We start from the raw sequence: 11,968 nt of genomic DNA, 5'->3' as shown, positions 1-11,968 counted from the left end.
AGGTGGAAGTGTGGGCGGACTGTTGGCTCGGCCCACGCTCTTTCTCATTCCCTCTCACTCGCTCGCGCTCGCTGCTGCCTCGCCCCGCCTTGCCTCCTCAACTCCTAGCGACGGAAACAGTAGCCGACGCCACGCACAGTCTGAATGAGCTTGGGATTGGCGGGATCTTCTTCGATCTTCTCTCGCAGCCAGCGCACGTGTACGTCCACGGTGCGTGTGTCGCCGACATAGTCGTAGCCCCAGACGTTATGGAGGAGCTGGTCGCGGGTGAGAACTGTGCCACGGTTACGCACCATATAGACAAGCAGATCGAACTGCTTGGGTTGCAGCTCAATTTCTTGATCGCGACAGAAGATGCGTCGACCGTCGAGATCGATGCGCAGGGGGCCAGCTACAAGCTCGCGCCTGGGCCGCGTGGGCGCTTCGATACTACCTCGAAGACTCTCTTCCTCAAAGGCGCTACCGTATTCAACGCGACGCAGCAAGGCCCGAATACGCGCCAGCAGCTCCCGACGCCCGAAGGGCTTGGTCACGTAGTCGTCCGCTCCCACTTCAAGGCCGACGACTTTGTCGATCTCGTCTCCTTTGGCGGTGAGCATGATGATGGGGATGGTAGCGGTCTCTGCCTCACGCCGCAGCTGCCGGCAGACTTCCAATCCATCGAGGCCTGGCAGCATGATGTCGAGCAGAATGACGTCGGGGCGCTCGCTCCGAGCCGCTTCCAGGGCGCTGTAACCATCTGCCGCTGTGATCACCTGGTAACCGGCCTGCTCCAGGTTGTAGGCGATGGTTTCAACCAGAACCTCCTCATCGTCTACGACGAGAATCTTGCGCGCCACGGTTCTTCTCCATCCTCGTCTCTCTGGCTGGCTAAGGTAGGAAGGCATCACTCTGAATCACTTCATTTCATTATACTATACCGTTCATCTCTGACTGCCAGCCAACGCTTGCTACCCCCAGTGTTGTGCGACTGCTTTGAGAGATGGTAGCATGAGAGAAGGAAAGGAGCGGACAGGACTGACTGCCTAAGCCTGCCTGGCACGGCCAACGAACGATCAGACTGATCAGTTGTCAGCCTGATCCATTCATGGTCAGTTGCTCGCTTAGCCCCAGCATCCTTCTGCTTGTGGCTCAGCGTCGACTCCTGAGCCTGTTTCCTGGAGAAAAGAGCAAAGGAGACCCTGCTTATGACTCATCTCTATCTGATCCGGCACGCCGAGGCTCTCAACGCTGTTCAGCACCGCTTCGGTGACCTGGACCTCACTCCTCGGGGCATCAGGCAGGCCGAACGTCTGCGTGATCGCCTGGCTACGGGTGAGATCGCCGCCGATGTGCTGATCTCCAGTACCTTGCGCCGCGCCTATCAGACCGCTGAGATTATTGCACCAGCTCTGGGCCTCCCTATTATCCCGGATGACGAGGTGCAGGAGCTGCGCGAGGGAGAGGCCGCCGGCTTGAGCGAGGAGGAGTTTGTCGCGCGTTTCGGCCTCCCCAATTTTGAAGAGAATCCTTTCCGGCCAGTCGCCCCAGAGGGCGAAAGCTGGCCAGAGTTCATGCTCCGCGTCGGGCGCGCCCTTCAGCGCATTACCCATGAGTATGCAGGGAAAACGATCGTGGTGGTCTGTCACGGCGGCGTCATCGATGGCTCGTTTATCTATTTCTTTGGCCTCAGCTCTTTTTCCTTACCATCGGTCCGCTTCTATACCGAAAATACCTCTATTACCCATTGGCACCACGGTACTTCGTTCCCACAAGAACGCGCCTGCTGGCATCTGCGTTCTTACAACGATACCTGCCATCTCCGCGGTATGGAATAAGGCTTGTTCGGGTGGCTGTCTTCACCCCGCCCAGTAGGAGTAGATGTGTGCATTGTCTACCTGGCTGGCTGGCTGGCCCGGTTGATCCTCGCCTACTATGGGGCTGGAGCTGGGACCGTTGCTAGCCCAGAAGCGGGCATGATGGGGCGGTTGGGCCGTGTTCTAATGTAATAGAAGAAAGGGAAAAAGGATGCAGCAAACCAAAGCAGGCAGATAGGCGTCTTGCGCCTGCGAGCGGGCCGGTCGAAGCGGTGCTATGGCTCCCCGGCGCTCTCCCCCAGCGGATTTGATGGAGCAGGCACGGGGAGCAGGCGTAGCGCGTGGCCTCGTTTGTTAACCAGCCTTAAAGCTGACTTAACAAAGCCATAACATTGACGCGCTACGATTCTGCTAGGACTGGTTTGAGTCGCGAACATGTCCCTGAAGCAAGGAGACACAACACATATGGTTGATGGCGGAGAGCCATCCCGGATTGTAGCCGTGGATAGTGCTATTGAAGCGCGTAAATCTGTCTTACATGCCCTTGACAACAGTAGCCTGTCGGGCTTCCACTGGAAAGCGATGATCACCTCAGGCATGGGCTTCTTCACAGATGCCTATGACCTGTTTATTATTGGTGTTGTCCTCGCGATCCTGACGCCCCTCTGGCACCTCGGCAATTTTGAGATTTCTCTCGTTGGCAGCACCTCGCTGATCGCCGCGGCCCTCGGCTCAATGATCTTCGGGCGTCTTGCTGACTTCGTGGGACGGCGCTCGATCTACGGTTTCACCCTGCTAGTGCTGGCGGCGGGGGCCCTGGCTTCAGCACTGGCGCCCAACGTGGTCTGGCTGATCATCTTTCGCTTTATCCTGGGCCTGGGGATCGGTGGCGATTATCCCCTCAGCGCAACGCTCATGAGCGAGTATGCCAACCGGCGCGATCGTGGTAAGCTGGTGACGATGGTCTTTGCAATGCAGGGGGTCGGTCTGATCCTGGGTCCCCTGGTGGCTATTGCACTGCTGCTGGCCGGACTGGACCACGACCTGAGTTGGCGCATTATGCTGGCTCTAGGCGCTGTGCCCGCGCTGGCTACCTTCTATCTGCGCCGCCAGATCGCTGAGACGCCCCGCTTTGCGTTGATGATGCAGGGCGATCTGGAGGCCGCTGCGGCAACGATCGATCAGGTGACGGGCCAGAATGGCCATACCCACAACGGCGCTCGCTCCTCGTCCTGGACTCAGCCGCAGGCTCGGACCACTCAGCCTGAGCCGGCCAAGAGCACGAAGCGCTCCTGGCTTCCCCTGCTCTGGCGCGCCCCTTACCTGCGCTGGCTGATCGGTACCGCCGGCGCCTGGCTGTTGCTCGATATCGCCTACTATGGCACGACCATCTCCAGCCCGCTGGTCTTGAAGGCCCTCAATGCCCACTCAAGCCTGCTGCTCAACATGGTCTATACGCTGCTAGTCTTCCTGGTGGCCGCTTTCCCCGGCTATATTGTGGCGGCGCTGACCATTGATCGCCTGGGTCGCAGGTGGATTCAGTGTGTTGGCTTTGCGATGATGGCCCTGGCCTATGGGCTGCTGGCAGTTTTCCCGGCCTTGACCCAGTTCACGGTGCCGTTCCTGCTCGTCTACGGTGTGAGCTACTTCTTCACCGAGTTCGGCCCCAATGTGACCACCTTCGTCTATCCCGCTGAGATCTTCCCGGTGATGGTCCGCTCCACCGCGCATGGCATTGCGGCTGCCTTGGGTAAGGTGGGCGCCTTTATCGGTGCCTTGATTTTCCCCTTCCTGCTCAGTAGCTTCCATCTGCCGGGCGTGATGACCTTCACGGCCATTATCTCGGTGGCTGGCCTGGTCCTGACCCTGCTCACGCTTCCCGAACCCAGCGGTCGCTCGCTGGAAGAGATCTCTGGAGAGTATAAGCTGGTCGAGAACGAGACGCTTGCCGCCTCCTCCTCTTCTCCCTTGCTGACCGAGAAGGTGGCTGTCGGTGAGCTGCTTTCGCGCTAGGCTTGCCGCTCCAACAATGCACATGGCCAACCAGACGGGCAGCAAGAAAGAGCAGCGCAACCGCGTGATCAGGCCATCTGGCTCGCTGCCACGGGACGGCTTCCCGCAGCAGCGAGAGATGTTAGCCAGCAACATGGTAGAGTGTAACGACGGCGTGTACAATAGCTTCTGAAAGCGCGCCGTCTTTTCTTTGCTCGCTGTGGACCTGTCCAGGAAGGCGAGCACAAGGCCAGAAAGCTAGCCGGCGCTGAGGTTGGCTTGACTCGACCTGGGGTCTTCGGCAGCCAGCAGCCCAGCCCGCGATGCAGCGGAGAACCAGGCCGGGTGAGGACAGAAAGGGGAAACCTCTTGCCATGAATATTATCGATTTCTTCCGACGAGAGCAGCGTCGCTTGCACGAATGGATGCGCGCGAGTGTGAGCGATCTCAGCGTAGAGGAGTGGCACTATCAGGGGCCAGGGCGAGTCAATACGATTGCATTTCTGATCTGGCACTGTGTGCGCACGGAAGATAATATTTTGCGCTTTATTTTGCAGGGCCGGCAACCGCTCTGGAACGAGGAAGAGTGGCATGCGCGTCTGGGCTTGCCGCCGCGTGTTCAGGGTACTGGCATGAGTACTGAGGAAGCGCGGCAGTTTCGGATCGCTGACCCGGCTTTGTTTCTGCAATACGCGGACCGTGTTTGGCAGGAGTTTGAAGACTATCTGGCGGCTGTCGAGGACGGCGGAGCTGAGCTATCTGCGCGCATCGTCAAGGTCAAACCCCTGGGCGAAATGCCGGCCATCCAGGCGATTGGCCAGATCTGCCTGACACATTGCTTTACCCATCTCGGCGAGATCGCCCACATTCGTGGCGAACTGGGCAAGCAAGGGATGCCCATCTGAGTTGAGAGAGCAGCCGGCGCGGCCTGGTGGCGAGCGCGGCGCTCGTCTCGCCTGCTATTCGACGCCGAGGTCCCACGCCTGTTGCAGATCGGCCCGCGAGTAGCATTGAAAGGCCATCAGGGTGTGGGTGCGGCTAATCGTAGGAATGGCGGTCATCTTCCCCGTCACCACTTCGGCCAAATCCTCATAGCGAGGCAGGCGCAGCAGCGCCACCAGGTCGTAATCGCCGGTAACTGAGTAGACCTCGGCTACGCCAGAAATCTCCAGCAAGCGCTGCGCTGTCTCGTTGATTTGTCCTCGTTCGACGTTCATCAACACCAGGGCCGTGATCATCTCTTTCCCTCCTTCTCCTGGCGATGAGCCTGCTTACTCATCATTAGTAGCATACTCCGCGGATGCGAGCGACCCAGACCGTTCAGTGGCGCAAGGCACAGTGAACTGACCCGCAGGTCGACCGCCACCGCCTGCGCAGGCTGAAAGCCAGAAAAGCGCGTGGGGCGGACGAGGCAGACTATGGGCGTTGCCCTGCCTCAGTCCTGTTGCTCACTTGCTAGCTTGATCAGCCTGCGCAAGGCGCTGCCCCACCTCTGACTTAGATTAAGATTGGAGGTGGGGGATCAATTGGGCCTTCTCTTGCTGCTTCCCTATGCCTGAAAGACGGGCGGCGGTGGCACGCTGGGTAGCTCCATGCTCAGCCCAATGCCCTTGAGCTTCTTACGGAGCGACTCAATAGCGTAGCGCGGGGTCTGCCAGGGATCGACGCGGGCCGCCAGGTACTGCGGAATCTCCCGCTCTGGGGGAGTGAGACCGGCCAGAGCGGTTGGCAAATACTTCTGAACGGCAGCGTAGACAATCTGAGCGCGCTCGTGGTCCTGCTGGATCATGTCGCGCAGAAATTTGACACCGAAGAGCACATGGCGCGACTCGTCGCGGGCCACCGCCGTAAAGCCGGCGCGGAAAGCGGGGAAGAGATTGAATTGCCGGTAGGTCTCCAGAATAGAGCGCTGGCCAGCCAGGGCCATGGTGCCCTCGACGATGATGTGGTAGAGCGTCACCCCTTCGATCAGATGGGCAAGCTGGCCCGGCTCCTGGCGGATACGCTCGGCGATCTCCGCCAGCGCCTCGATCAGAATGGTGCGCAGATGCTCATTCATATATCCGACGGCCACCTGCAAAGCGCCGTCGAGGCTCTCCTGCTCCACACCCAGCACCTCGCGGAAGAAGCGATCAAAGAAGACCGTATGACGGGCCTCGTCGACGAGCTGGGTAGTCAAGAAGAGCCGCATCTCCTCGTCGGGCATGGCCACCACATAGGGGGCTAGAGTGTTGGTAACGCACTCTTCCCCTTTGAAGAAGGCCGAGAGGCCATACATGCGTGCCTGCCGCTCCTCGGGGGGCATAGACTGCCACTGCTGCTGGTCATAGCTGAAATCCAGCTCCTGTGCCTGCCACTGCTGGCGCTCCCAGCGATAATACAGCTCGCGGTAGCTGGGCAAGTGCACCAGTCCCTGGTCGATGATGCTGAGCACCGCATCGATCGGCGTCCCCTGCAGCTGGGCGAGGGGGGCAGTCTCTAAGGGGTTGCTATTGTTATGAGGGCTGTTGGACATAACGCCTCCTCAGCTCCTTCTTATCGATCTTGCCCACCAGGTTACGCGGCAGCGAGTCCACAAACTCGATCTCGCTCGGGGTCTTATAATTGGCCAGGTATTCGCGGCAAAAAGCTTTGAGGGCCTCGGCGTCAACCGGCTCACGCGTGACCACAAAAGCCTTAACCTCCTCGCCCATACGCTCAGAAGGAATGCCGACCACAGCGGACTCGATGACCGCGGGATGGCGGTTGAGAACCTCCTCGACATCACGAGGATAGATGTTAAAGCCGCCGCGGATGATCAGATCCTTCTTGCGCTCCACCACGTAGATGTAGCCGTCCTCGTCCATGCGCCCCATGTCGCCGGTATGGAGCCAGCCATTGCGCATGGCCGTTGCGGTCTCCTCGGGCAGATTATAGTACTGTTGCATGACATTAGGGCCACGGGCGATAATCTCGCCTACCTCGCCCACTGGCACATCCCGGTCGTTCTCATCGACAATGCGGATCTCGACACCCGGCAGTGGCTTGCCGACCGAGCCTGGCTTGCGCGGCATCTCGCGATTGTGGCCTGTGAGAGCGGCGGTGGCTTCCGAGAGGCCGTAGCCTTCGAGGATGCGACAGCCGAATTTCTGTTCGAAGGCTTCCAGCACGGCCACCGGCAAAGGAGCCGAGCCGCTGACACAGTACTGCAGGCTACTGGTGTCGTACCTGTCGGCGTCGGGGCTGTGGAGCAGGGCCACAAACATGGCGGGAACGCCGGCGAAGCCGGAGACGCGGTAGCGTTCAATGGCTGAGAAGACGGCGGTGGTGTCGAAGCGTGGCAGCATGACGATGCGCGCGCCATTCAGGTAGGCCACATTGGAAGCCACCAGACCAAAAGCATGGGCCAGAGGTAGGATGGCCAGATGCGTTTCACCCTGGCTCTCGGCGACGCTTGGGTCCTCATCCCCTCCAACGCCACGTCCGCTGACGGCATTGGCGACAAGGTTGCGGTGGGAGAGCATAACGCCCTTGGGGCGGCCCGTGGTGCCGGAGGTATAGAGGATGACGGCGGTGTCATCGGGGGTCAGGTTGATACCGGGCAGGTCGCTCAGGTAGTAGTCGGCATACTCTGCGCCGCGGGCGAGGACATCCTGGTAAGTGTGGACTTGCGGCCTCCCCTCTGAGAGAGATCCCAGCGGCCCGGCGGCTGCCAGATCACCGACGCAGACGATCTGTTCCAGCGTAGGTACCTGGGCCAGGGTGGTCCCGTGGAGCGGGAGCAGGAGCGGGCTGGTGATCAGCAGGCGGGCTCCCGAGTTCTGGGCAATGTACTGCACCTCGGGTGGCTTGAGGAGAGGGAGAACAGGGATGACGATGGCGCCGGCGCGCGCAATGGCCTGGTAGGAGATAATGACCTCCGGGCAGTTCGGGATCATCACCATCACACGGTCGCCAGTCTCTATGCCGAGCGCGCGCAGGCCGGCGGCCAGTTGCACGGCCTCGCGGGCGATTTCCACGTTGGTATAGCGGCGGGGCTCAGCCAGCTGGGGGTCCTCATAGACCAGGGCCTCATAGGTGCCAAAGCGCTGGCAGTTGTAGATCGCCAGGTCGTACTGAAGCCGCAGGTCGGCGATGTCCCTGATGTTCCTGGCTTCGACCATGCGCAAACCTCCTTGTTAGTCGACCGATGCACACTCACTCGCTCAGGCGGATGGCAGAGAGACGATGGCTTCGCCGCTCGTCACTCGCTCACCGCGCTGGTTCTCGGCCCAACACTCGATGGTGATCCGCTCATGCCCATCAGGCTCGCGGCTGCGCGCTGTGACTCGACCGCGACAGGTCAAGACATCGCCTGGACGCACCATGCTGGCGAAGCGAACCTTCAGATGGGCGAGCAGGGCCTCGGGATAGGCGGCGATCTGCTGCTCGATAAATTGGCCGAGGAAGGCCATGCTGAGCATCCCATGAGCGATAACCCCATCAAGCCCAACACGGCGGGCGGCCTCGTCGTCCAGGTGAATCGGGTTGTAATCGCCGGAAGCCTCAGCATAGCGGTGGAGCTGTTCACGAGTAACCGGCGGCTTCACCAGTGGGGGAAGTTCTGTGCCGATAGCTGCCTCGACAATGCTACTAGTCATAGCCTGCCTTTCGTTACTGTGGGGAGCGTGGACTCTCTCCGTCCCACCAGGGTGATCCGCTACGATCGCCCCGGTACTGACTGGGGAGTACTCACTCGCGTACTAATGCGCTTGCGCAAGGATGCACTCTCACGCTCGCAGTTTGACATCACTGAAATGCGGCAGCGGCAGCAACCGCTCTCGATAAAAACTGTAACATGATCAGGCCGCTTAGACAAGGGGCTGAGACGGCACGCCAGTGAACCTGTCTTTCATAACACCGGAGCGAGCGGCGCAGACAGAGGAAGGCGGGCGTTTGTTGCCAGACTGACTGGTTGGCCGAAAGCTGGCCAGGAGCACGGCAGGTTTAGTCTGACTCACCAGGGGACGAGCTGGTTGCGCCACTCGCTCGGCGGCTCCTCGATGACCGCCGGCTGCCAGCCTGGCTCGCCGTAGAGAATGTCTTCCTTCCAGTTGGGATTTTTTCGACAGAAATGGTAGCGGATGCGCCAGCGCTGATTGATCCGTTGCTTCTCGTGGTAGGCTGTCTCTACTCCTAGATGAAAGCTGAGTAGGCGGGCATAGTAGGGCTGCAGGCGATACTCCAGATCGTCGGTGTCGAGGTCATGCTCGGTGAAAGTCAGCTCCAGCGTGAAAACATAAGGATAATTGAGGACTTCGGGTGCCCGATCTTCTTCTTCAAGATAATGAAGTATGACCAGCATGCCTAACATTTCAAATTGGTAATAGAGCGCGTCGCGGGTCCGCTGCCGCTTGAAAGGAGGCAAGGAAAGATGCGTGCCTATCTCACTGGCCAGTTGATGCAGGGATTTCTCTGTTTTGATGAAGACCTGGAAAGACATACAGATACTCCTTACAGGGGCGGAGATCCGAGGACAGTCGCGCCATCTAGGTGACAACAGGTCTGATAGTGCTGTATGCCTCATCTTACTGCTCATGAGAGGGCCTGTCAATGTTTATCAAGCCACTTCTATCTTTGCCTTGACAGCTGCGTGAGGCATCGAGTAGAGTTGAAGCAGGCTAACGAGCAAGCAAAGCTGAGCCAGACGATCGAGTTGCAGCCAGGGCAGGGAAGGCAAGAGAAGAAGAGGCAACTCAGCCTTGGATGGTCTTTCCTGCGTCCGGCTGGTCCTGCCAGGCGATCTATCCTCATCTCGGGCCTTCTTCTTCCGTAGCCGAGCGCGGCTCGGTGACTTTCTTGTAGCGCCTTGCTTCCAGCCAGAAGGAGGTGACCATGATTAAGCCTGAACCCAGCCCGCAGGACCTGCAGTATCTTGTTGCCCAGGCCGGGCTGGATGCGGACCAGTTGCGCCGGGCCTATCGGCAGCTCTGCCTGATCCGCTCCTTCGAAAACCTCATCGCCGACCGCTACTATATCGGCAAAACGCCCGAGTTCAACATGGCGGCGGGGCCGATCCGGGGCGAGATGCACCTGGCTGTTGGCCAGGAGGCGGTAGCTGTTGGGGTCTGCTCCCTCCTCGGGGACGGCGACGCTGTTGTCAGTACCCATCGGCCTCACCATCACGCTCTGGCCAAAGGGGTCGAGCCAAAGAAGCTGGCGGCTGAGATCTTCGGTAAAGCCAGCGGCCTCTGCCACGGCAAGGGTGGTCATATGCATCTCTTCGACGCGGGCAGGCACTTCGCCTGCAGTGGCATCGTGGGTGCCTCCTTCCCCCAGGCAGCGGGAGCCGCCTTTGCCTTTCGCAAGCTTGGTCAGCGCCATGTAGCTGTCGCTTTCGCCGGTGAGGGGGCGGCCAATCATGGGACGTTTGCCGAAACGTTGAACGTTGCCGGCCTCTTCCAATTGCCCCTGGTAGTAGTCATCGAGGACAATCTCTACGCGGACTCGACGCCAAAATGGGCCGCTCTCTCCACGGTTCATCACTTTCAGCGAGCCCAGAGCTTCAATATTCCCTCCTATGTCGTCGATGGCATGGACTTCATCGACGTCTACCGCGTGGCGAAGCTGGTCATCGAGCGAGCGCGCAATGGCATGGGGCCAGCCCTCATCGAGGCAGTCTGCTATCGCTACCGCGGTCACTTTGAGGGGGATGCCGAGGAGTACCGGACGCGCGAGGAGGTCGAGCGCTGGCAGGCCCTCGATCCCATTCCTCGTCTGGGGGAGCGCCTCAAGACGCTCGGCTGGGCCGATGAGGCGATGCTGAATCGCCTGCGAGATGAGGCTCAGCAGGAGGCGGAAGCAGCCATCCAGTTTGCAGAGAGCAGTCCATTGCCGGAGCCGCAAGAGGCTCTGATGGGGGTCTTCCAATGAGAAAGCTCAAAGGGTTGGCTTTTGCTATTGCTGAGGCCATTGATCAAGAGATGGCTCACAACGAACGCCTTGTGGTGCTGGGGGAAGATGTCACCTACTGGGGGGCCGTCTTCGGCTTTACTATGGGCCTCTTCCCGAAGTATGGTCGTGAGCGGGTTGTGGACACGCCAATCACCGAGCAGACCTTTATGGGAATGGCCGTCGGAGCTGCCTCGGTTGGCCTCCACCCGGTAGTCTCTCTGATGTTCGTCGATTTCTGTGGGGCTGGCTTCGACCAGATGTTTAACCACATGGCCAAAAACTACTACATGTCTGGGGGGCAGTTGCCGATGCCCGTGACGGTCATCACCGCCATCGGCGGTGGTTATGGCGATGCCGCCCAGCATTCACAGGTCCTCTATGGTCTCTTTGCACATCTGCCGGGCTTCAAGATCGTGGTGCCTGCCACGGCTTACGATGCCAAGGGGCTGACGATGCGCGCACTGGCGGACCCAAACCCGGTGATCATCTTCGGGCACAAGCTGCTAACGGGTCTGCCCTTCTTGCCTTTCGAGGGCGAGGAAGAGGAGGTTCCCGAGGAGCGCTACACTGTCGAGTTGGGACAGGCTGCCGTTCGTCGGCAGGGGCAGGACCTGACCATTGTGGCTGCAGGCCTGATGGTTCCTCGCAGTCTAAAAGCTGCCGAACGGCTGGCCCAAGAGGGGATCTCAGCGGAAGTCATCGACCTGCGGACCCTGGTACCTCTAGACGAGGCCACGCTGGTCGCTTCGGCCCGTAAGACTGGCCGGGTGCTGATTGTGGATGAGGATTACATGAGCTACGGGCTGAGCGGTGAAGTGGCCTTCCGCATTCAAGCTGGCGCCCTCCGCTCGCTGAAGGCTCCAATCCAGCGGCTGGCAGTGCCCGATGTGCCAATCCCCTTCTCCGAGCCGTTGGAGCGCGCCGTTATTCCCAGTGTCGAGCGCATCTACGAGGCTGCCCGCAGCCTTGTCGGGGCGCAGGCGCTGGCGTGACAGTCTGGTACATTGCGCCTCTGATTCTCGCTCAGAGAGAGGATACAGGCGGGGCTGCTGACTGACTGGCCGACTGGCTCAGCCCTGCCTGTTGGCGAGGGGAGGGAAACTTGCACCTCTCGGCTCCCCCTGCTATACTGGGCAACAGCCGACGGGCAGGTCCCTCCAGGCAGGAGAACAGCGCCGATCCAGCCTAAGGCAGGATCTGGTGCTGCCCTGCCGGACTCTGCTCCCGGCGTCGGTCGCTCGCTTCCCCGACGGGCGACGGTGGGTCGC

The 11,968-nt window shown here is 60.1% G+C and carries 12 protein-coding genes; 6 read left to right on the top strand and 6 right to left on the bottom strand.

What is annotated here, in order from left to right; all coding sequences use genetic code 11:
• Window positions 1–104: 104 nt before the first annotated feature.
• On the bottom strand, window positions 105–839 hold the full coding sequence (locus tag KTAU_RS06565) for a response regulator (RefSeq protein ID WP_228026335.1): 735 nt from the start codon (window positions 837–839) through the stop codon (window positions 105–107).
• 348 nt (window positions 840–1,187) lie between these two features.
• Between KTAU_RS06565 and KTAU_RS06560 the strand changes: the two genes are divergently transcribed.
• From KTAU_RS06560 to KTAU_RS06550, 4 genes are all read left to right on the top strand, one after another.
• Window positions 1,188–1,817 (top strand): histidine phosphatase family protein, encoded by a 630-nt coding sequence (locus tag KTAU_RS06560; protein WP_151727565.1) that lies wholly within the window; start codon window positions 1,188–1,190, stop codon window positions 1,815–1,817.
• A 444-nt stretch (window positions 1,818–2,261) separates the two neighbouring features.
• On the top strand, window positions 2,262–3,809 hold the full coding sequence (locus KTAU_RS06555) for an MFS transporter (protein WP_151727564.1): 1,548 nt from the start codon (window positions 2,262–2,264) through the stop codon (window positions 3,807–3,809).
• A gap of 22 nt (window positions 3,810–3,831) precedes the next feature.
• Window positions 3,832–3,981 carry a hypothetical protein gene (locus tag KTAU_RS21505; protein WP_170293102.1) on the top strand — a complete coding sequence of 50 codons (150 nt, stop codon included), beginning with the start codon at window positions 3,832–3,834 and terminating at the stop codon, window positions 3,979–3,981.
• A gap of 181 nt (window positions 3,982–4,162) precedes the next feature.
• Window positions 4,163–4,693, top strand: a complete 531-nt coding sequence (locus tag KTAU_RS06550) for a DinB family protein (RefSeq protein ID WP_170293101.1) — start codon at window positions 4,163–4,165, stop codon at window positions 4,691–4,693.
• A gap of 54 nt (window positions 4,694–4,747) precedes the next feature.
• Here KTAU_RS06550 and KTAU_RS06545 read toward each other — a convergent pair whose 3' ends face one another.
• From KTAU_RS06545 to KTAU_RS06525, 5 genes are all read right to left on the bottom strand, one after another.
• A complete protein-coding gene (locus tag KTAU_RS06545) occupies window positions 4,748–5,026 on the bottom strand; it encodes an Lrp/AsnC family transcriptional regulator (RefSeq protein WP_151727562.1) in 279 nt (92 codons plus the stop codon).
• Between the two features lie 311 nt (window positions 5,027–5,337).
• Complete coding sequence (locus KTAU_RS06540; protein ID WP_151727561.1) at window positions 5,338–6,303, bottom strand: ribonucleotide-diphosphate reductase subunit beta; 966 nt, start codon at window positions 6,301–6,303, stop codon at window positions 5,338–5,340.
• Window positions 6,284–7,930 carry a long-chain-fatty-acid--CoA ligase gene (locus KTAU_RS06535; protein WP_151727560.1) on the bottom strand — a complete coding sequence of 549 codons (1,647 nt, stop codon included), beginning with the start codon at window positions 7,928–7,930 and terminating at the stop codon, window positions 6,284–6,286. Before KTAU_RS06535 ends, KTAU_RS06540 begins: the two co-directional genes overlap by 20 nt.
• A gap of 42 nt (window positions 7,931–7,972) precedes the next feature.
• On the bottom strand, window positions 7,973–8,407 hold the full coding sequence (locus tag KTAU_RS06530) for a MaoC/PaaZ C-terminal domain-containing protein (protein ID WP_151727559.1): 435 nt from the start codon (window positions 8,405–8,407) through the stop codon (window positions 7,973–7,975).
• Window positions 8,408–8,763: 356 nt separating this feature from the next.
• Window positions 8,764–9,249: a hypothetical protein gene (locus KTAU_RS06525; RefSeq protein WP_151727558.1), complete on the bottom strand. Its 486-nt coding sequence runs from the start codon at window positions 9,247–9,249 to the stop codon at window positions 8,764–8,766.
• A gap of 392 nt (window positions 9,250–9,641) precedes the next feature.
• On the opposite strand from KTAU_RS06525, the gene KTAU_RS06520 reads away from it, so the two are divergent.
• Window positions 9,642–10,679: a thiamine pyrophosphate-dependent dehydrogenase E1 component subunit alpha gene (locus KTAU_RS06520; protein ID WP_151727557.1), complete on the top strand. Its 1,038-nt coding sequence runs from the start codon at window positions 9,642–9,644 to the stop codon at window positions 10,677–10,679.
• Complete coding sequence (locus KTAU_RS06515; RefSeq protein WP_151727556.1) at window positions 10,676–11,692, top strand: alpha-ketoacid dehydrogenase subunit beta; 1,017 nt, start codon at window positions 10,676–10,678, stop codon at window positions 11,690–11,692. Before KTAU_RS06520 ends, KTAU_RS06515 begins: the two co-directional genes overlap by 4 nt.
• The last annotated feature ends 276 nt before the right edge of the window (window positions 11,693–11,968 follow it).

Source organism: Thermogemmatispora aurantia, assembly GCF_008974285.1.
In the GTDB taxonomy this organism is placed as follows: Bacteria; Chloroflexota; Ktedonobacteria; order Ktedonobacterales; family Ktedonobacteraceae; genus Thermogemmatispora; species Thermogemmatispora aurantia.
This window is presented reverse-complemented; position numbering and strand designations above follow the sequence as displayed.

What these genes read in the sequence shown, in the direction of transcription:
- KTAU_RS06545 (WP_151727562.1), bottom strand. Translation starts at nt 5,026, where the DNA reads ATGATCACGGCCCTGGTGTTGATGAACGTCGAACGAGGACAAATCAAC.
- KTAU_RS06535 (WP_151727560.1), bottom strand. Translation starts at nt 7,930, where the DNA reads ATGGTCGAAGCCAGGAACATCAGGGACATCGCCGACCTGCGGCTTCAG.
- KTAU_RS06525 (WP_151727558.1), bottom strand. Translation starts at nt 9,249, where the DNA reads ATGTCTTTCCAGGTCTTCATCAAAACAGAGAAATCCCTGCATCAACTG.
- KTAU_RS21505 (WP_170293102.1), top strand. Translation starts at nt 3,832, where the DNA reads ATGGCCAACCAGACGGGCAGCAAGAAAGAGCAGCGCAACCGCGTGATC.
- KTAU_RS06515 (WP_151727556.1), top strand. Translation starts at nt 10,676, where the DNA reads ATGAGAAAGCTCAAAGGGTTGGCTTTTGCTATTGCTGAGGCCATTGAT.
- KTAU_RS06540 (WP_151727561.1), bottom strand. Translation starts at nt 6,303, where the DNA reads ATGTCCAACAGCCCTCATAACAATAGCAACCCCTTAGAGACTGCCCCC.
- KTAU_RS06555 (WP_151727564.1), top strand. Translation starts at nt 2,262, where the DNA reads ATGGTTGATGGCGGAGAGCCATCCCGGATTGTAGCCGTGGATAGTGCT.
- KTAU_RS06520 (WP_151727557.1), top strand. Translation starts at nt 9,642, where the DNA reads ATGATTAAGCCTGAACCCAGCCCGCAGGACCTGCAGTATCTTGTTGCC.
- KTAU_RS06560 (WP_151727565.1), top strand. Translation starts at nt 1,188, where the DNA reads ATGACTCATCTCTATCTGATCCGGCACGCCGAGGCTCTCAACGCTGTT.
- KTAU_RS06530 (WP_151727559.1), bottom strand. Translation starts at nt 8,407, where the DNA reads ATGACTAGTAGCATTGTCGAGGCAGCTATCGGCACAGAACTTCCCCCA.
- KTAU_RS06550 (WP_170293101.1), top strand. Translation starts at nt 4,163, where the DNA reads ATGAATATTATCGATTTCTTCCGACGAGAGCAGCGTCGCTTGCACGAA.